Here is an 18,489-nt window from a genome sequence, read left to right as displayed (position 1 = left end):
AAGTCAGTAAGAGGACGTCATGGCCACACTCGCTCAGCCCCACTCGCCCGCAGCCGATGATGCAATGCCCCGCCCGCGCCACTGGCGCGAAGGGCGGATCACAGAGGCCGATCTGGCCCACATCCCCGGCGATGGCGGCTGGCCGCTGGTCGGCAATACCTTTACCATGCTGGCCGATCCCCCTGCATTCGTGAAGCGGATGATCGCCACCCACGGGCCGGTCTACAAGAACCGCGCCTTTGGCGGCTGGCAGGTCGCTCTGGTCGGCCCGGATGCCAACGAGCTGGTGCTGTTCGACCGCGACAAGATCTTTTCCAACGAACAGGGCTGGGGCCCGGTCCTCGACCAGCTGTTCCCGCGCGGGCTGATGCTGATGGATTTCGACCATCACCGGGCAGACCGGCGCGCCCTGTCGATCGCCTTCAAGCCGGAACCGATGCGGCACTATTCCGGGGCGCTCAACCGCGGTATTGCCGAACGGGTCAAAACCTGGGGCGGGTCTCCGATGGAGTTCTACCCGGCGATCAAGAAGCTGACGCTGGACCTGGCTGCGGACAGCTTCATCGGCATTCCCTGGGGCCCGGAAGCGGACAAGATCAACGAAGCCTTTGTCTACATGGTGCAGGCCTCGGTCGCGCCGATCCGCAAGCCGCTGCCCGGCACGCTGATGCGCAAGGGCGTGAAGGGCCGCGAGTTCCTGGTCGACTACTTCACCCGCGAGACCGAACGCCGACGCGCCGAGGGCGGCGGGCAGGACATGTTCAGCCAGTTCGCCACCGCTACCCGTGAAGACGGCACCCTGCTGCCGGTCGACGAGGTGGTCGACCACATGAACTTCCTGATGATGGCAGCGCATGACACCATCACCTCCAGCGCGACCTCGCTGATCTGGCTGCTGGCGAAGAACCCCGAATGGCAGGACAAACTGCGGGCCGAAATCACCGCAGTGACCGGCGGCGGCGGCGATCTGTCTTACGACGACCTCGGCAAGCTCGACCTGGTCGAGATGGCGTTCAAGGAAGCCTTGCGGATGATCCCGCCAGTGCCCTCGATGCCGCGCCGGGCGCTCAAGGCCTTCGAGTTCGGCGGCTATCGCATCCCGGCCGGCACGACGGTGGGGATCAACACGCAGTATGTCCACCACATGGAAGAGCACTGGCCCGAACCGGAAAAGTTCGACCCGATGCGCTTCACCGCCGAACAGGTCCGCGCGCGGCACAAATATGCCTGGGTGCCGTTCGGCGGCGGCGCGCACATGTGCCTCGGCCTCCACTTCGCCTACATGCAGGTGAAGATCCTGCTGGCCCAGGTGCTGACGCGCTATTCCATCGAAATCGAGCCTGGCTATGCGCCGGAATGGAAAGCCTGGCCGATCCCGCAGCCGAAGGACGGGCTGAAGGTGACGTTCAGGCCGCTTTGAGTTCCCGCGCAGGCGGGAACCTCAAGCGAACGTGTTCCGAACCGACTGAGGCCCCCGCCTGCGCGGGGGCGCACTCTCAGAAATCGATCGCGATGCCCTTGTGCTCCCAGTCGCCATAGCGGGTGGGGCTCAGCTCTTCGTCCTGCGCGACCGGCTTGGGAGCAGGCGGCGGGTCGTTGGTCCAGTGGGCAGGCTTGGTGAAGCCTTCCGGGCGGCGGGTGGCGCGTTTGGTCATGGTCATACAGATGCGCCCACTGGCGCTTGCTTTCAAGAACGCCTAACCGCACCCCATGGCACAACCTACCGGCATCCACGCGCGCCGCGCCGCGCTCCGTCTGCTCGACGCTGTCCTGCGCCGGGGCGAGACGCTCGATCAGGCGTTCCAGTCGGCCAGCGGCGACGTGCGGCGGCCGGAAGACAGGGCGCTCGTCCGTGCCATCGCCGGTGAGACGCTGCGCTGGCTGACCGATTTCGACGCCCTGATCGACAGCGCCACCGCCCGCGCCCTGCCGGATGATGCCAAGCCGCGCATGGTGCTGCGCATGATGCTGGCGCAATGGCTGCGGTTCGATACCCCGCCCCATGCGGTGATCGCCACCGGCCTGCCGCTGCTGACCGGCGGCCCACGGCGACTGGCCCACGGCGTCTTCTCCACTCTCGTCAAGCGCGAAGCCACCCTACCCCCGCATCCCACGCTGCCCGATTCCGTGCGCGAACGCTGGGGCGAGTGGGCCGATGCCATCGCGCCCGGCCTCGCCGAGCCGCCGCCGCTTGATCTCGCGCTGCGCGATCCGTCCGAAACGGCGCACTGGGCCAACCAGCTCGCCGCGGACAGCCTCGCCCCCGGCCACCTGCGCCTGCCCCGCGGCGAAGCCGTGGAGAAGCTCGCCGGGTTTGCCGAAGGGGCCTGGTGGGTACAGGACCTCGCGGCCTCCATCCCTGCGCGGCTGCTGGGCGCAGGCGAGGGCCGGCACGTATTGGACCTGTGCGCAGCACCGGGCGGCAAGACCATGCAGCTGGCGGCTGCAGGCTGGAACGTGACTGCACTCGACATGAGCAAGCGGCGGCTTGACCTGCTACGCGATAATCTCAAGCGTACCGGCCTGCAGGCCGCCACCGTGCGCGCCGATGCGCTGGAGTGGGAACCGAAGCACCGCTTTGACGCGATCCTGCTCGATGCGCCCTGCACCGCCACCGGCACCTGCCGCCGCCACCCCGACGTGCTGCACCGGATCGGTGCGCGCCAGATTGCGGAGATGTCGGAACTGCAGGGCGCATTGCTGGAACGGGCCGCAGGATGGCTCAAACCCGGCGGTACGCTGGTCTACGCGGTCTGCTCGCTGGAGCGCGAGGAAGGTGAGGAGGCGGCTGCCGGTGTCAATCTGCCACGACTGCCCATTACGGCCGAAGAACTGCCTTGCGGCCTCATCCCGACGGCCGAAGGCTGGGTTCGCACCCACCCCGGACAGCTTGCGGCGCAAGGCGGGCTCGACGGCTTCCTGGTGGCCCGCTGGCGCATCTGACCCGAACGCAAAATCCGGAAAGGAGCTGGGCCGGACAACCATTCATCGCGGCCTCCGACCGGACGGCCCCCGGATTTTCCCGCAACCTTAAAGCGTTCATCCGCCAGCAAGGCGCCGCTGAACACCCGGCGAGGGAAGTCGTGCGCTCCGCCGCGCGGCTCGACCATTCGAGGAGCAGAGCAAATGACATTGAGGTCCCCGCGTCGCAAGGCGCTCACTGTGCTGGCCGCGCTGGCCGTACCCGCTGCGGTGCCTGGCACCCTGATAGCGCAGGAACAGGCCCCGCCGCAGGACGAAGCCTTCACCACGGTTTACGGTACGCCGCCGGCAGACCTGTCCGCGCTGGACGAAGGCCCCGAAGTGGAAGGCTTCATTGCCGCCCGCAAGGACAACCGGATGCGCGTCACCAATGCAGACGGCACCACCACCGATGTCTTCCTGAGCGAGGCTACCGAAGTGCGCGCGAGCAAGGGATTGTTCGGCCTTGACCGTGACCGGCTTGCCCCTGAGGCGCTGCTCAACGGCCTGCCCGTGACTGTGCGGACCGTGCAATGGGGCAATGGGCTCATCGCCAGCCGTATCGCGCTCAAAACCAAGGACCTGCGCACCGCGACGATGATCCGCACCGGCACCGAACAGGGCTTTGCCGAGCAGACCGCGGCGACCGACGCGCTTCGCAGCCGCGTGGCCGACATTGACCAGTACAACGTCAAGGGCACCACCAACGTCTACTTCGACACGGGCAAGTGGAACATTTCCGGCCAGTCACAGGCCGAACTGTGCGCCACGGCGGCACAGGCCGAAGCGATGGACAACGCGCTGCTGCTGGTGGTCGGCTACACCGATTCGACGGGTGACTATGACTTCAACCAGGAACTGAGCGAGAAGCGCGCCGCACGGGTGGTCAACTACCTGCAGCAGGCCTGCAAGTGGAAGCCTTACCGGATGCTGACGCCCACCGGCATGGCTGAAGCCGATCCTGCGGCGGACAACAGCACCGCTCAGGGCAAGGCGCAGAACCGGCGAGTGGCGGTGAATATCCTCGTCAGCAAGAGCGTCGACGGCCTGTAACAACTGCGAAGGGGCGGCTCATGCGACCCGCCCCTTCCGGTAACCGGGTGCCTCAGGATTTCGCTTTTGCAGCGAAGCTTTTGCGCAGCTTGGCGAGCTTGGGCGGTATGACGGCGAGGCAATAGGGATTGCGCTGGCCTTCACCATCCCAGTATTCCTGGTGATAGTCCTCTGCCGGATACCACTCTGCCGGCCCTTCGATGGTGGTCACGACCTTGCCGCCAAGATCGTCATTGGCGCGGGCAATGGCGGCTTCGGCCTCGGCCTGCTGGGCATCACCGAGCGGAAAGATCGCGCTGCGATACTGGGTGCCGATGTCGTTGCCCTGCCGGTTCAGCTGGGTCGGATCGTGGGTGCCCATGAACACATCGAGCAGGTCGCCGTAGCTGAGCACTTCAGGGTCGAACGTCACGCGGATCGCTTCGGCATGGCCGGTCGTGCCGCTGCACACCTCCTTGTAGGTCGGGCTGGGCTTGCTTCCCCCGATGTAGCCGCTTTCGACTTCACTGACTCCGATCACGTCGCGGAACACCGCCTCGGTGCACCAGAAGCATCCGCCTGCAATGATCGCCTGTTGCTGTTCTGCCATGGGAATTCCTTTCGCGGGTCCATGTAGGGTTCCGTTCGGCGCTTGTCATCGCCGGTTGCATCCTTACAACCGGGCGCAGCGTATTCCCCACAAGACCACCGGAGAGGACACCCCCATGACCAAGACGAACTTCGCCCTGACCAGCGCGCTCGCCGCCGCACTGGCCGCTCTCGCCGCCCCGGCCATGGCCGACAACCACGGCCACCACGCAGGCCATGCGGCGACACACGGTTCTGCACCCGGCAAGGCAATGGACCATTCGAAGCATGATCCCGCCATGTTCATGCAGCACCATGGCGAGGCCCTGTCAGGCGCACTCAACCACCCCAGCCGCGCCGAAGATCGCGCCCGTGACAAGTTCCGCAACCCGGGGGAAGTGCTCGCCTTCTTCCATGTCGCACCGCACATGAAGGTGGGTGAATATGCTCCCGGCGGCGGCTGGTATTCGCGCCTGCTGGGCCACTATCTGGGCGGAGAAGGCCAGCTTGTCGGCATCTATGCCAACCCGCTGACCGCCAGCAGCGACCCGGCCCGTCAGCAGCGCATCCGCGATTCCGCCGCCGGTTTTGCCGCGGAAGTGGCAGGCTATACCGGCCTTCCGGCCGACAAATTCGCGGGCTTGACGCTCGACTCTATCCCGGACGATCAGAAGGGCACGTTCGACCGCATTCTCGTCATCCGCAGCCTGCACGGCATTACCCGCGCCGGCACCGCCGACACCGAAATCCGCGCGATGCGCGAACTGCTCAAGGACGACGGCATGATCGGCGTGGTCCAGCACCGTGCCAAGGCCGATGCGCCATGGTCCTACGCCAACGGCACCCGGGGCTACCTGCGCCAGGCCGACGTGATTGCCTTCATGGAGCTGAACGGCTTCGAGCTGGTCGGATCGAGCGAAGTGAACGCCAACCCGATGGACACCGCCGATCACCCCGAAGGGGTGTGGGAAATGCCCCCCGTCCAGGCCACCAAGCGCGAAGACCTGAAGGACAAGGGCGAAAGCGACCGCATGACGCTGCTGTTCAAGAAGCGTCCCTGAGCACGCACCACGACGTCCTGCGATCGCGGGATTAAGGCGGCATTCAGCGCATACAACTCAATCCCGTGTAATATTGTTACACGGGATTGAGCATGATCTGGACCCACGCGCGCACATTTCTCGCCGGAACCGCGGCGCTTTCGCTGGCAGCTTGTGCCCCGGCCAAGGACGATGCCCGCGGGGTCGATCGCAGCGAAACCCTGCTGTCAGTGAGCGCCAGCGGTCAGGCCGAATCCCGGCCTGACCGCGCGCAGTTTCAGGCGGGCATCGAAACATGGGCCCGCACCGCCAAGGAGGCGAGCCAGGCGAACGGTCGGAAGATCACCGAGATCGTGGCCGCCTTGCGCGAACTTGGCATTGCCGAAGCGGACATCCAGACGCGAGCGGTCAACGTGCAGCGGATCGACTGGGGTGACCGCAAGGGCCAGTTCCAGGCCAGCAACGTGGTCGAAGTTACCATCCGCGATGTGAGCAAGGCGAGCGATGCGGTCCTCGCCGCGACCGAAGCAGGTGCCAACATCATATCAGGCCCAAACCTGTCGATGTCCGATCCCGAGGCGACTGCGAACATCGCTTATGCCAGCGCTTACAAGGCGGCACGCAAGCGGGCGGAAGCCTATGCCGAGGCGGCCGATATGGAGATCGCGCGGGTGCTCTACATCCGCGATGCAGGCGGCAGCCAGGGCCAGACCTGGCTGCGCGGGGCTGATGCCGCTTACGAGTCCGCCGCGATGGCTCCACCTCCGCCTCCGGTCAATGCCGTACCGCGGCCCGAGCAGGGCGGAGCGGGCATGATGGTCGGAAGCACGCGGTCGGATGTTACGATCCAGGTGGACTTCGCCCTGAAGGCTAAATAACGCTACCGGCCATGAGAGAAATCACTGTCGCCGCCCTCCAGCTTGGCCTCGGCTCTGACGACGAGCAGACCAATATCGACGCCGTGTCGGAACTGGTCGAGCAGGCCGCCGCGCGCGGGGCGGACATCATCCTGCCGCCAGAGCTGTTTTCCGGGCCCTATTTCTGCAAGGTGGAGGACGAGACGCTCTTTGCGCTCGCCCGCCCGCTGGCCGAGCACCCGAGCGTCATCGCCATGCGCAAGCTGGCGGCGAAGCTGAAGGTCGCCATCCCGACCAGCTTCTTCGAGCGCGACGGGCACCACTACTATAACACCCTGGCGATGATCGACCCGCGCGGCGAGATCATGGGCACCTATCGCAAGAGCCACATCCCCGACGGGCCGGGGTACGAGGAGAAGTACTATTTCCGCCCCGGCAACGACGGGTTCAAGGTGTGGGATGTTTGCGGAACCCGGATCGGCGTCGGCATCTGCTGGGACCAGTGGTACCCCGAATGCGCCCGGGTGATGGCGCTCATGGGGGCCGAGCTGCTGTTCTACCCCACCGCCATCGGCAGCGAGCCCTATGACGCCGATCTTGACACCAGCCGGATGTGGCGCCGCGCCATGCAAGGGCATGCCGTCAGCAACTGCATGCCGGTGATCGCCGCCAACCGCATCGGCAGCGAGGGCGATTCCCCCGCCGCACAGAGCTTCTACGGCCACAGCTTCATCGCCAACGAATGGGGCGACATGGTGTGCGAATTCGCAAGCGAGGAAAGCGGGGTGCTGGTGGCGACGCTCGACCTCGATCAGGCTGCCATCCACCGCGCCGGGATGGGGTTCTTCCGTGACCGGCGACCGCAGCTCTACGGGCGGATTGCCGAGGACATCTGACGCCGCGCCAGCGCGTGTTCGAACACCTGCTCGAACATCTCGGCCGTCAGCCGCCCGGTCTGCGTGTTGTAGCGGCTGCAGTGATAGGAATCGATCAACCAGCGCCCATCCGGCAGTTCGTGCTGCGCCGCGTGGCCGAACGGATAGGCTGCCTTGCGCAGGCCCTGCGTGGTCAGGAAGCTGTCATGCGCAATCCGCCCGAGCGCCACGTAGACCCGCACCTGCGGCAGTTCCTCCACCTGCCGGGAAAGGAACCGGCGGCAGGTGGCGATTTCGGCTGGCGTCGGCTTGTTCTGCGGCGGCAGGCACTTGACCGAGTTGATGATGATTGCGCCCTGCAGCGAAAACCCGTCATCGACCCGGCTTTCGTATGAGCCGCGGGTGAAGCCGAATTTCGCCAGCGTCGCGAACAGCAGGTCCCCCGCATAGTCACCCGTAAAGGGCCGCCCGGTGCGGTTGGCCCCGTGCTTGCCGGGTGCCAGGCCGACCATGGCCAGCCACCCTGCGGGATCGCCCCAGGCCGGCACCGGCGCATTCCACCAGTCGGGATATTCCTGCTCCAGTTCCCGCCGCAGGGCCACCAGACGCGGGCAGAGCGGGCAATCGTGCGGCGGCTCGCTGTCCGCGAGGGGCATTTGCAAAACCATCGCTCTGGCCTAGTCGGCAGCGATGGCCCCGGCAACCCGCCCCACCCTGAACCGTTACCTGATCGGGCTCGGCTCCAACCGCCCGCACCATCGCCATGGCGGCCCCGTGGAAGTCATCAATGCTGCCAAGGCTAGTCTGGCAGGGCTCGGTCATGTCACCGCCGCAGCGCCAACAGTCGGCAGCGCACCACTCGGCCCGTCACTGCGGCGCTACGCCAACACCGTGGCCGTGCTGGAAACAGAGCTTGCCCCGCCCGCATTGCTGGATCGGCTCAAACAGATCGAGCGCAGCTTCGGTCGGCGGAACGGAGGGCAACGCTGGAGTTCGCGCGTGCTCGATCTCGATATCCTGCTGTGGTCGGGTGGCAGCCATGGTTCACAGGCCCTGACGATCCCCCATCCCCGGCTGCGCGAGCGCCGCTTCGTGCTCGGTCCGGCGCTGGCCGTGGCGAGCGACTGGCGCGATCCGCTCACCGGGCTCTCACTGCGCCAGCTTCACGCCCGCTTGACCCGCCCGCGCCCCCTGCCTAAGGCCGCCCCGTGGTCGGGCCCGTAGCTCAGTAGGTAGAGCAGCTGACTTTTAATCAGCGGGTCACAGGTTCGAATCCTGTCGGGCTCACCACGTTTTCAAAGTCTTAGCACGATGCTTTTTAGGCTGCATTAATCTCAGCAACCATATAGCAACCACGGCGTTGCAAGGGTCACAGTTCAGTGGCTTGGGGTGGTGATCGGATCAGGCAAGGCGTACTCGCGCTTGAGGAGAACAGCCTAGCCGCGTATAAGCGCGGCCACAGCTCGCATTGCTACGCAACCATTCATTCCTGCGCAGTGAGACTCGGTTTGGTCGCTATGGTTGAACCGGCCTAGCTTAACCTCAGGAGCTGGCTGCTGTGAGCGAAAAGCTGTACCCATGCATCGTCTATCACCGAATTCGTGCAACCGCTCCTGAAGCAAGTGGCGCCGCCCTCCGCGCTGCTGAATGCGTGGTAAGGGAGCTTCAGGTTCGCGAGCAATATCGGATCTGCTGGGCGATAGGTGACACCGAATATGCACCACCATTCTCTGGCGGATATGAGATCAGACCAGGCTTCGACAGGGCATATGGGCTCGCGGAGCGACTGGCGGCCAAGCATGGCAGCTGCACCATCTTGGTAAGCAACGCGAGCCCCATAGAAGACGGTGAGCCGTTCGAGCCCAGCGAGGCGCTCGCGGTCCAGCGCCGGATAATCGCTTACTAGCTTGTCGAGCTGGCTTGGAAGACCGCCGCCGCCTGGGCATTTGAAGGCGAGGAACACGTCCAGCACCCGGCGGATCACGTTGGGTATCATGTAGCCGTGGTCGTCGTATGCATCCGGTTCGTTCACGAATCGGAGCACGTGGCTGAAGAGAAAGTGGTATTCAGAATCATACTCACGGAGCAGCCTCGACATCTCGATAATTGTCGAGGAGCGCCGCCGCTGCCCTTCCGGGATAGCGACGTCGATGAAAAGGAATGTCGCTGTCTGCACCTTGCCCTCGGCGGGCCGCACCTTGCCCTTCCACGCTTTCCTAAACTCATTCATGCACTGAAGATTGTGGGTCAGAATGAACACTTGAGCGGCCTTCTCGAGGCGTGTTCGCACGAGTGAGCACGCAAAGTTCAAGGCTTTCGTGTCGAGGCTCGACACGGGATCGTCGACGACCACGATGACGTCTTTGAGCTTCCGGTTGTCAGCCTCGATCGACGACAGGAAGTAGGAGATCGCGATGGCGGTCTTTTCACCTTCGCTGGGGACGCCGGAGATGGGCGTCCCATGCCGTTGCAGCTCGTAGCCCCCGTCGACGGGGTTGATCGTCAGCTCCCCGTGGCCGAGGTAAGCGGCTATCAAATTGTTGATCACTTCGGCGGCCGGGCCGTGCGTTCGTATGCGCTGCCGTAGCTCGCGCGCAGCCTCTCTAAACGCCGTGACGGCGTCTGACTCTCTGTTCAGCGCGGCGGTCGCGTGCTCCAAGTCCTTCGCGGTCTTCGCGTAATCGACACGGCAGTCGGCGATGAAGTGCCGCCGGATCAAGGTCTCAGCCGTGTCCTTGCGCTTCGCGAAGTCGGTTACCGCTTGCGCGGATACAATGTTGTCATGGCGGCCGATGCCTACCCAAGTACGGGCCTCTTCGGCAAATTGCTCCAGGTCTCCGCGATCTGACCGAATGGCCTTCAGGACGATGGTCTTTGATTCATAATCAACAACATAGACGCGCCCCATACCTCCTTGAATTACGCGCTTAACTAGGTACTTTCCCGCAATAAGCTCTCCAGGCTCGTATTCCTTAAGACTCGTCAGCGCCTCTCCAGCTTGGTCATTTACAGTAGCGGGCGCTTTAGCTTTGGGCCGCTCCACTTGGCCGCCATGCTGCTGGCCAATTCCCACATCGGCAAGCATATGCAGGATCTCTTTCCGTTGGGCCGCGTCACGCTTAGTCGCAACCCGCTCAGCGTAGGAACTCCAACCCAGAATCACAGCAAACGCTATTGCTCCGCCCACCAGGGCACCTGGCACTGGGTCACCAAAAAATACGTACCCAAACGTGCCGCCCGCAAAGAATCCCACACCAAGAGCGAGGAGAAAGGTCTGCCTATAGGTCTGCAACCGTCGATCCTTCCCCTGTACTAAAACCCTGGCGCCCTCAGTTTACCTATTTGACGCGCGACCTCGCTGAACAATCTGACCAATAGCATCAGCAGCCTGGAGCGCGGGATCCGCATCTAGGTGCGCATAGCGCAAGGTAGTTTGGGCCTGGGTATGCCCGAGCAGGCGCCCCACGATGGCTAGGCTGACACCTGATCCAAGCGCCAGGCTTGCCGAGGTATGCCGTAGATCATGCACACGGACACCATCCAAGCCGGCCTCTTTACAGATCAGTGCCCATGGCTTGCGAAGATTGTGGATGTGCTTACCAGCCAACCGCCCGGGAAAGATATATGGCTGAAAATGCGACCGAGCATGCTGCTCACGGAGGACTCCCATAGCCGCCTTCGAAAGGTAGATTGTCTTTGCTCCGGTTTTGCTGTCGGGCAACGAGATTATTTGCCGATCCCAGTCGACCCAATCCCACTGTGCGCCGGTCAATTCACCCGACCTAGCGCCAGTTAGCAGAAGGAGCTCAAGGATACTTGCCGCATGGACAGTGATTTTACCTTGGATCAGCAGCTTGGCGGTTGCTTCCTGCACCGAGCTTATCTCGTCCACACTGAGAAACCGCTGCCGCGGACGTTCCTGAAATTTACTGATGTGCCGACAGGGGTTGGTACCCTCTCGCCACTCCCAGGCACCCGCCAGATTCATCAGCTTCGATAACAGCGCAAGGGTACGATTGGCCTGATAAGGAGTGGCCGACAGTTTCTTATGGAAGGCATCAATAGCCCCACGGCCAATCTCTCGAACCGCGTGTTTGCCAAATGCGGGCCCGAGGCGGTCATCCCAGATCGCTCTGTAGTTGCGCTGTGTGGATGCTTTCCGGAGTCCCAAATGGTCCCGCTCATATCGCTGCCATACGTCAGCGAGTGTGGGAAGAGTCGCCGCTTCCCTGCGACCCGCTTGAGGATCACCTCCTTCTGCAATTGACGCAAGAGCACGCTGTGCCAGTGCTCTGGCCTGATCTGCTGTGACCGAACCATGCAGTCCCAGACCAAGCCAACGCTGCCTTCCAGCACGTCCTCCCTGAGTCCGGTATTTGAGAATGTACTTGCGCTTACCGCTGGGTAAGACCTTCACACCGAACCCCGATACCCGGTCGTCCCAGGCGAAGATCGGAGCGCCTTTGGGCAAAGGTAAGGATTCGACAAAGGATTTTGTAATGCGCGGCATGCCCCAGTCTCCGAGCTGCCATACTATGCCGGATCAGCTGATCCGGCAATAAGCTTGGCAACCACATAGCAACCACGCCAGAACGAACAGCGACGTACTTTCGAGGATCCAGCAGTAGAGTGCGTAGAACGTTATCGATTTTGATACAGTCACTTAGAGGGCATCAGCGCAATTTGAAGTAAGTGCACGCACATGCCATGCGTTAAACTTTTAATCAGCGGGTCACAGGTTCGAATCCTGTCGGGCTCACCACCTTTTCAATGGCTTGGTGGATATTCCCATTGCCCCCTGATGCGGCCGGGCCCCAAGGGCATCTCATGAAAGCACAGTGGTAGCCGTGGGGGTGGTGTCAGGCCCCGCTTTCAAGCGGCAGCGTCTGGCGCGAATCCTTGATCAGTGTTGCATCGACCGGCGTCATATCGGGTGGTGGCATGGCTGCGAATGCCGGCGCTCATTCCTCGCCGGCCAGATCCTCGAAGGCGTCTTCCACCTTGGGTTTCGGAGATTTGGCATCCTTGCCTTCAGCCGGTGGCGCCGGTTTGGCTGTGGTGGAAGGCTTGGCCTCTGACTTCCCGGCCGGCCCTCCCTCAGCTTCGCCCGGGTTCTCCTTCTCGTTCTCGTTCTCGCCCTCGGTCTTGCCTTGGACCTCGACTGCCCCAAGCGCCTTCGCTAGGCCGCGCAGCTGCTCGCTCATGACACCGTCGACTGCCTTGGCAATAACCGGCACTTCGTAACGCATCGCACCGCCGACGACGTATTCCCACACGATCCGTGTGCCGCCCTCCGCAGGGGCCAACGCGATGGTCAGCACGCCCTCGGCGGGCTCGCTCTGGAGGGGCCCCAACCCGCCGCGCATCCGCAAGACCCTGCCAGGGTCCGCCTGGACCACGGTCATGTGCTGGGCGCTGCCCCGCCGAATGGTTTCCGGCGCGCCCTCTGGCGGCGGAAGGAGTTCACAGAAACATCCATTAGCCTGCGCGCTGATGTAGAGGTTTTCCGGGTTGCCGGACCAGGTGTGCGCCTTGTTCCACCACCCGGCGGGGGCAATCAGCGTCTGCCACACATCGAAAGGGGTACCCTTCACCACCACGCTGTCACGCGTGGTGAAGCCATCGGGTGCCTGCTGGACCACTTCAGCCATGGCGGGAACGGACAGGACGAGCGCGGCGCAGGTGGCCAGCAGAGTGCGGAAGGTCATGCCGCCCTTGTAACGCCTGCCGCCCGGGCAGCAAGCGTCAGAGAGCTGTCGCTAGCGACACTCAATCGAGGATGGCATCGACGCCCTGCTTCACCGCATCGATGGCTGCCATGCCATCCACCCGCCGAACAATTCCGCGGGCGTCATAAAGCGGCAGGATGGGCGCGGTCTTGGCGCGGTATTCGGCCATGCGGGTGCGGACGGTTTCTTCGTTATCGTCCGGACGGCGCTTGAATTCGTGGCTGCCGCACTTGTCGCAGGTGCCTTCCTGACGCGGCAGCTTGTAGCGGTCATGGTAACCCTCGCCGCAGCGGGCGCAGGTGAAACGGCCAGTGATCCGGTCAACCAGGGCATCCTCGTCCACTTCCAGCTCGATCACGAAGTCGAGCTGGCGGTCGTGACTGGCGAGGATTTCGTCAAGCGCGCGGGCCTGCGCCTCGGTCCGCGGGTAACCGTCAAAGATCGCGCCGGTTTCCGGACCCATGGCGGCCAGTTCGGCGTCAATCAGGGCGGAGACGATCTCGTCTGACACCAGTTCGCCGCGCTCCATCACGGCCTTGGCCCGGAGGCCAACCTCGGTCTCTGCCTTGACCGCAGCGCGCAGCATATCGCCGGTGGAAAGCTGGCGCATGCCGCGCTCCTCGACCAGCATCGCTGACTGCGTGCCCTTGCCTGCACCCGGAGGGCCCAACAGAATGATGTTCATCGCAGTGTCCCCCGTGAACGCGGCGTCTGCCCGGATGACCGGACTAGCGCATCCGCCCCTTGAGCTTCGCCTTCTTGATCAGGTCGCCGTACTGGTGTGCCAGCATGTGTGACTGGATCTGGCTGATGGTGTCGACCGTAACGTTGACCACGATCAGCAGGCTGGTGCCGCCAAGGAACAACGGAATGCCGGTCTGGGCGATCATGTATTCCGGCACCACGCAGACAAGCGTCAGATAGATGGCACCAATCACGGTGATGCGGGTCAGAACGTAATCGAGATAATCGGAAGTGCGTTTGCCCGGACGGATGCCGGGGATGAACCCGCCGTTCTTCTTCAGGTTCTCCGCCGTTTCTTCCGGGTTGAATACCACGGCCGTGTAGAAGAAGCAGAAGAAGATGATGCCGATGGCATAGAGCGTCATATAGATCGGCTGGCCATGGGCGAGGTACTGGTTCAGCCAGACGATCGCGCCGCCGAAGGTCGAGTCCGTGTTGACCGTATTGCCGGCAAACTGACTGATGGTCAGAGGCAGCAGGAGCAGCGAACTGGCGAAGATCGGCGGGATCACGCCAGCCGTGTTGAGCTTGAGCGGCAGATGGCTGCGGTCAGCCTGCATCATGCCCTTTTGCGTCGCGCGCTTCGGATACTGGATCAGCAAGCGCCGCTGGGCACGCTCGAAATAGCTGATCACCAGGATCAGGATCACGATCATGGCGATGAAGCCGATCACGATCGGGGTCCCGATCGAGCCTTCGCTGTAACCGCTGAACATGTTGCCGGTAAAGCTCGGGAACTGGGCGACAATACCCGCCATGATGATCAGCGAAACACCGTTGCCGATCCCCCGGCTGGTGATCTGCTCACCCAGCCAAAGGAGGAACATGGTGCCACCAACCAGGCTGATCACCGCGCCAACACGGAACATGTAGCCCGGCTGGACCACGGCCTGAAGCCCGCTCTGCGCGCCATAGGCCTCAAGGCCCGCAGCGAGGAACCAGCCCTGGATCACGCACAGGAAAACCGTGCCATAGCGGGTGTACTGGTTGAGCTTCTGCCGCCCGGTTGCGCCCTCTTTCTTGAGCGCCGCCAGCGTGGGATGGAGCGCGGCCGCCATCTGCACCACGATCGAGGCAGTAATGTAAGGCATGACGCCGAGCGCGATGAGACTCATCCGCTCAAGGCTGCCGCCCGAGAACATGTTGAACATGTCGAGGATGCCGCCGCGCGCCTGGTCATACAGCGTTTCCAGCACCAGCGGGTTGACCCCGGGGAGCGGAATGAAACTGAGGAAGCGGAAAACGATCAGCGCACCGATGGTGAACCAGATCCGGTTCTTCAACTCGGTGGCTTTGGAGAAGTTGGCGAGGCTCAGATTGCTCGCAACGTTATCGGCGCGTGATGCCATCGGACTATCTTCGATCCTGGTTTTGGCGCCGGAGATCAGGGAACCCCTCCCGGCTCAGGAAGGCTAAATAGGGAGCGGGGGTCCGATTGTCGAACCCCCGTTACCCGTTTTTCCCGATTAGCCGGCCTTCTTGGCCTTGCTGGCCTCGCGATTGGCCTCGCGGCGAGCCGCTTTCTTTTCGTGCTCAGGCGCGCCAAGCTCGATCACTTCGACCGAACCGCCAGCCTTCTCAACAGCGGCCACTGCGCCCTTCGAGGCACCGGCAACGAGGAACTTGACCTTGTCAGTCAGATCACCCTTGGCGAGCAGGCGCACGCCATCCTTGCCACCACGGGCCAGGCCAGCGGCCTTGAGCGCCGCATGGTCGACCACAGCAGTGCCGTCGAGCTTGCCCGCTTCGATGAACTTCTGGACCATGCCCAGGTTCACTTCGGCATAATCCTTACCAAACGGGTTGTTGAAGCCGCGCTTCGGCAGGCGCATGTGGAGCGGCATCTGGCCGCCCTCGAAGCCGTTGACGGCCACGCCGGAACGCGCCTTCTGGCCCTTCTGGCCGCGGCCTGCGGTCTTGCCCTTGCCCGAGCCGATACCACGGCCAACGCGAACGCTGGTCTTGCGGGCACCGGGATTGTCGCGGAGGTCAGTCAGTTTCATGTCGCACTCGCTTTCGCTTTAATTCGCGCTGGAAAGGTGCTCCCCCGAAACCGGGGGAGCGCTTGATTGTCAGTCGATCACCTGGACCAGGTGCGGGACCTTGGCAATGGCGCCGCGGACCTCGGGGGTGTCCTGGCGGACCACCACCTTATGCATCTTGTTCAGGCCGAGCCCGATCAGGATCTGGCGTTGGACGGCCGGGCGGCGGATCGGCGAACCGATCTGCTTGATCGTAATGGTCTTGCTGTCAGCCATCATGCTTACTCCACCAGGGCGGCAGCGTCAGCTTCCGCCTCGGCTGCACTGGCGCCACCGCGACCGAGCAGGTCCGCGATCTTCTTGCCGCGACGCTGCGCAACCGACTTCGGCGAAGTCTGGTTGACGAGCGCGTCGAAGGTGGCGCGGATCATGTTGTAGGGGTTGCTGGTGCCGACCGACTTGGTCACCACGTCTGCCACGCCCAGGCTCTCGAACACGGCGCGCATCGGACCACCGGCGATGATGCCGGTACCCGGAGGAGCCGAACGCACGGTCACCTTGCCTGCACCAAAGCGGCCGTTGCCGTCATGGTGAAGCGTGCGGCCTTCCTTGAGCGGAACGCGGATCATCTTCTTGCGGGCCGCAGCGGTTGCCTTGGTGATCGCTTCAGGCACTTCGCGTGCCTTGCCGTGGCCGAAACCGACCCGACCCGACCCGTCGCCAACCACGACCAGCGCCGCAAAACCGAAGCGCTTGCCGCCCTTGACCGTCTTGGAGACGCGGTTGATGTGGACCAGCTTCTCAATGATGCCGTCGTCTTCTTCCTCACGACCACCACGGCGGTCATCACGGCGACCACCACGACCACGGCCGCGGTCACCACCACCACCACGGTTATCGCCGCCACCGCCGCCACGGCCACGGCCACGGCGGGGTTCCGACGGATCGCCACCGGCAGGCGACTGGCTTTCGCCAGCCTCGCTGGGAGCAAGATTGGCCACCGGCGTCTCACCGGCGTTATCGACCACGGGCGCCTGACCGGCGGTGTTTTCGGTGTTGTTTTCGTCAGCCATCATCAGAACTCCAGCCCGCCTTCGCGGGCGGCGTCGGCCAGCGCCTTGACGCGGCCATGGAACAGGAAGCCGCCGCGATCGAACACGACGGTAGTGACGCCGGCCTGCTTTGCAGCAGCCGCGATGTCCCTGCCCACCTGTGCGGCAGCAGCAACGTTCGCGCCCGAGCTCGCGGCGCCAAGGGTCGAAGCAGCGGCCAGCGTCTTGCCGGCAGCGTCATCGATGACCTGCGCGTAGATGTGCTTGCCGGTGCGATGCACCGACAGGCGCGGCCGACCACCGGCCCGGTTGCGGAGTGCCGTGCGCACGCGGCGACGGCGACGTTCGAAGAGGGAAAGCTTTGCCATCTTACTTCTTCTTCCCTTCCTTGCGGAAGATGTACTCGCCGCGATAGGCAATGCCCTTGCCCTTGTAGGGCTCAGGCTTGCGCCAGCGGCGGATTTCGGCGGCAAACTGGCCAACGGCCTGCTTGTCGATGCCGGAAATCTCCACGGTGGTCTGGTCCGGAGTCTTCACTTCGAGGCCTTCCGGCACATCGAGGTCGACATCATGCGAATAACCGAGCTGCAGCTTCAGGGTCTTGCCCTGCGAGCTTGCACGGTAACCCACACCCTTGATCACCAGCACCTTGGTGAAACCGTCAGTGACGCCTTCGACCAGGTTAGCGACCATGGTGCGCTGCATACCCCAATGGCTGCGGGCAGCCTTGGTGTCGTTCGCCGGTGTGATCGAAATCTGGCCGTCTTCCAGCTTGTACTCGACCAGGTCGGACAGACCGAGGGTCAGCGTGCCCTTGGCACCCTTCACGCTCAGCGTACCGTTTTCGATCGAGGCGGTAACACCGCCCGGGATCGCAACGGGTCTTTTGCCAATGCGGCTCATCAGAACACCTCCGCCAGCACTTCGCCACCGACGTTCTGCGCACGGGCCTCGGCATCCGAGAGCACCCCGCGCGGGGTCGAGACGATGGTGATGCCCAGGCCGTTACGGATCACCGGAAGTTCTTTCGAACCCGAATAGACCCGGCGGCCAGGCTTGGAGACGCGGGCGACATGCTTGATTGCAGGCTCGCCCTCGAAATACTTCAGTTCAATCCGCAGCGCCGGGTGCTTGCCGGTAGCGTCTTCGCTGTAGCCACGGATGTAGCCTTCACGCTGGAGCACTTCGAGCACGTTTGCACGCAGTTTGCTGGCCGGCGAAAGGACGGAGTCCTTCTTCGCCCGCTGGCCGTTGCGGATACGGGTGAGCATATCACCCAGGGGATCGGTCAATGCCATCGTCTAGATCCTCACCAGCTCGACTTGGTCAGGCCGGGAATCAGGCCCTTGTTGCCGAGGTCGCGCAATTCAATGCGGCAAAGGCCGAACTTGCGGTAATAGCCGCGCGGGCGGCCGGTGGTGTTGCAGCGGTTGCGCACGCGGGTCGGATTGCCGTTGCGGGGAATTTCCGCCAGCTTGAGACGCGCGACCAGGCGTTCGCCTTCGTCGAGCGACTCATCATCAGCCACAGCCTTCAGCCTCGCGTATTTCGCGGCATACTTCTTCACGAGCTTCTTGCGACGCTCATTCTTGTTGATCGAACTCAGTTTCGCCATTGGACTTAAGTTCC

22 protein-coding genes and 1 tRNA gene are annotated in these 18,489 nt (G+C 63.5%); 8 read left to right on the top strand and 15 right to left on the bottom strand.

What is annotated here, in order from left to right; genetic code table 11:
- Nucleotides 1–19: 19 nt before the first annotated feature.
- Entirely contained in the window at nucleotides 20–1,420 is a 1,401-nt protein-coding gene (locus U4960_RS06355) for a cytochrome P450 (RefSeq protein ID WP_324262726.1), read from the top strand.
- Between the two features lie 76 nt (nucleotides 1,421–1,496).
- Here U4960_RS06355 and U4960_RS06350 read toward each other — a convergent pair whose 3' ends face one another.
- Nucleotides 1,497–1,655 carry a DUF1674 domain-containing protein gene (locus U4960_RS06350; RefSeq protein ID WP_324262725.1) on the bottom strand — a complete coding sequence of 53 codons (159 nt, stop codon included), beginning with the start codon at nucleotides 1,653–1,655 and terminating at the stop codon, nucleotides 1,497–1,499.
- Nucleotides 1,656–1,710: 55 nt separating this feature from the next.
- On the opposite strand from U4960_RS06350, the gene U4960_RS06345 reads away from it, so the two are divergent.
- Together U4960_RS06345 and U4960_RS06340 are read left to right on the top strand one after the other, a co-directional pair.
- Nucleotides 1,711–2,943 (top strand): RsmB/NOP family class I SAM-dependent RNA methyltransferase, encoded by a 1,233-nt coding sequence (locus U4960_RS06345; RefSeq protein WP_324262724.1) that lies wholly within the window; start codon nucleotides 1,711–1,713, stop codon nucleotides 2,941–2,943.
- Between the two features lie 183 nt (nucleotides 2,944–3,126).
- Nucleotides 3,127–4,014, top strand: a complete 888-nt coding sequence (locus U4960_RS06340; RefSeq protein WP_324262723.1) for an OmpA family protein — start codon at nucleotides 3,127–3,129, stop codon at nucleotides 4,012–4,014.
- Between the two features lie 52 nt (nucleotides 4,015–4,066).
- Here U4960_RS06340 and msrA read toward each other — a convergent pair whose 3' ends face one another.
- On the bottom strand, nucleotides 4,067–4,603 hold the full coding sequence (gene msrA / locus U4960_RS06335; protein WP_324262722.1) for a peptide-methionine (S)-S-oxide reductase MsrA: 537 nt from the start codon (nucleotides 4,601–4,603) through the stop codon (nucleotides 4,067–4,069).
- A gap of 115 nt (nucleotides 4,604–4,718) precedes the next feature.
- Between msrA and U4960_RS06330 the strand changes: the two genes are divergently transcribed.
- The 3 genes from U4960_RS06330 to aguB all read left to right on the top strand — a co-directional run bounded on the left by U4960_RS06330 (nucleotide 4,719) and on the right by aguB (nucleotide 7,374).
- Entirely contained in the window at nucleotides 4,719–5,642 is a 924-nt protein-coding gene (locus tag U4960_RS06330) for a class I SAM-dependent methyltransferase (protein WP_324262721.1), read from the top strand.
- A 92-nt stretch (nucleotides 5,643–5,734) separates the two neighbouring features.
- On the top strand, nucleotides 5,735–6,499 hold the full coding sequence (locus U4960_RS06325; RefSeq protein ID WP_324262720.1) for an SIMPL domain-containing protein: 765 nt from the start codon (nucleotides 5,735–5,737) through the stop codon (nucleotides 6,497–6,499).
- Between the two features lie 11 nt (nucleotides 6,500–6,510).
- Nucleotides 6,511–7,374 (top strand): N-carbamoylputrescine amidase, encoded by an 864-nt coding sequence (gene aguB, locus U4960_RS06320; RefSeq protein ID WP_324262719.1) that lies wholly within the window; start codon nucleotides 6,511–6,513, stop codon nucleotides 7,372–7,374.
- On the opposite strand, the gene U4960_RS06315 is transcribed toward aguB, so the two are convergent.
- Nucleotides 7,347–8,021 (bottom strand): uracil-DNA glycosylase, encoded by a 675-nt coding sequence (locus tag U4960_RS06315; protein ID WP_324262718.1) that lies wholly within the window; start codon nucleotides 8,019–8,021, stop codon nucleotides 7,347–7,349. The genes aguB and U4960_RS06315 overlap by 28 nt on opposite strands.
- A gap of 22 nt (nucleotides 8,022–8,043) precedes the next feature.
- Between U4960_RS06315 and folK the strand changes: the two genes are divergently transcribed.
- Both folK and U4960_RS06305 read left to right on the top strand, forming a co-directional pair.
- The gene (folK, locus tag U4960_RS06310) at nucleotides 8,044–8,577 is read left to right on the top strand and encodes a 2-amino-4-hydroxy-6-hydroxymethyldihydropteridine diphosphokinase (RefSeq protein WP_324262717.1); all 534 of its coding nucleotides are present in this window, start codon (nucleotides 8,044–8,046) and stop codon (nucleotides 8,575–8,577) included.
- Nucleotides 8,568–8,643: transfer RNA gene (locus U4960_RS06305), tRNA-Lys, on the top strand. The genes folK and U4960_RS06305 overlap by 10 nt, the downstream gene beginning before the upstream one ends.
- Before the next feature lie 241 nt (nucleotides 8,644–8,884).
- On the opposite strand, the gene U4960_RS06300 is transcribed toward U4960_RS06305, so the two are convergent.
- The 12 genes from U4960_RS06300 to rpsN all read right to left on the bottom strand — a co-directional run bounded on the left by U4960_RS06300 (nucleotide 8,885) and on the right by rpsN (nucleotide 18,475).
- Nucleotides 8,885–10,645, bottom strand: a complete 1,761-nt coding sequence (locus tag U4960_RS06300; protein ID WP_324262716.1) for an AAA family ATPase — start codon at nucleotides 10,643–10,645, stop codon at nucleotides 8,885–8,887.
- 42 nt (nucleotides 10,646–10,687) lie between these two features.
- On the bottom strand, nucleotides 10,688–11,863 hold the full coding sequence (locus U4960_RS06295) for a tyrosine-type recombinase/integrase (RefSeq protein WP_324262715.1): 1,176 nt from the start codon (nucleotides 11,861–11,863) through the stop codon (nucleotides 10,688–10,690).
- A 451-nt stretch (nucleotides 11,864–12,314) separates the two neighbouring features.
- On the bottom strand, nucleotides 12,315–13,061 hold the full coding sequence (locus U4960_RS06290) for an SRPBCC family protein (protein ID WP_324262714.1): 747 nt from the start codon (nucleotides 13,059–13,061) through the stop codon (nucleotides 12,315–12,317).
- A 61-nt stretch (nucleotides 13,062–13,122) separates the two neighbouring features.
- Complete coding sequence (locus U4960_RS06285) at nucleotides 13,123–13,767, bottom strand: adenylate kinase (protein WP_324262713.1); 645 nt, start codon at nucleotides 13,765–13,767, stop codon at nucleotides 13,123–13,125.
- A 43-nt stretch (nucleotides 13,768–13,810) separates the two neighbouring features.
- Entirely contained in the window at nucleotides 13,811–15,175 is a 1,365-nt protein-coding gene (gene secY, locus U4960_RS06280; protein WP_324262712.1) for a preprotein translocase subunit SecY, read from the bottom strand.
- A 117-nt stretch (nucleotides 15,176–15,292) separates the two neighbouring features.
- Entirely contained in the window at nucleotides 15,293–15,829 is a 537-nt protein-coding gene (gene rplO, locus U4960_RS06275; protein WP_324262711.1) for a 50S ribosomal protein L15, read from the bottom strand.
- A 69-nt stretch (nucleotides 15,830–15,898) separates the two neighbouring features.
- Nucleotides 15,899–16,084, bottom strand: coding sequence for a 50S ribosomal protein L30 (gene rpmD, locus U4960_RS06270; protein ID WP_324263072.1), 186 nt, complete (start codon nucleotides 16,082–16,084; stop codon nucleotides 15,899–15,901).
- 5 nt (nucleotides 16,085–16,089) lie between these two features.
- Complete coding sequence (gene rpsE, locus U4960_RS06265) at nucleotides 16,090–16,884, bottom strand: 30S ribosomal protein S5 (protein WP_324262710.1); 795 nt, start codon at nucleotides 16,882–16,884, stop codon at nucleotides 16,090–16,092.
- Entirely contained in the window at nucleotides 16,884–17,228 is a 345-nt protein-coding gene (gene rplR / locus U4960_RS06260) for a 50S ribosomal protein L18 (RefSeq protein ID WP_324262709.1), read from the bottom strand. Before rplR ends, rpsE begins: the two co-directional genes overlap by 1 nt.
- A gap of 1 nt (nucleotide 17,229) precedes the next feature.
- Nucleotides 17,230–17,763: a 50S ribosomal protein L6 gene (rplF, locus tag U4960_RS06255; RefSeq protein ID WP_324262708.1), complete on the bottom strand. Its 534-nt coding sequence runs from the start codon at nucleotides 17,761–17,763 to the stop codon at nucleotides 17,230–17,232.
- Nucleotides 17,763–18,158 (bottom strand): 30S ribosomal protein S8, encoded by a 396-nt coding sequence (gene rpsH, locus U4960_RS06250; RefSeq protein WP_324262707.1) that lies wholly within the window; start codon nucleotides 18,156–18,158, stop codon nucleotides 17,763–17,765. Before rpsH ends, rplF begins: the two co-directional genes overlap by 1 nt.
- An 11-nt stretch (nucleotides 18,159–18,169) precedes the next feature.
- Nucleotides 18,170–18,475, bottom strand: coding sequence for a 30S ribosomal protein S14 (gene rpsN, locus U4960_RS06245; RefSeq protein ID WP_324262706.1), 306 nt, complete (start codon nucleotides 18,473–18,475; stop codon nucleotides 18,170–18,172).
- Nucleotides 18,476–18,489 lie beyond the last annotated feature (14 nt).

Origin of the sequence: Altererythrobacter sp. H2, from assembly GCF_035319885.1 — a bacterium.
Lineage (GTDB): Bacteria > Pseudomonadota > Alphaproteobacteria > Sphingomonadales > Sphingomonadaceae > 34-65-8.
Note: the sequence above shows the minus strand (reverse complement) of the source record. Positions and strands in the feature narration are given on the sequence as shown.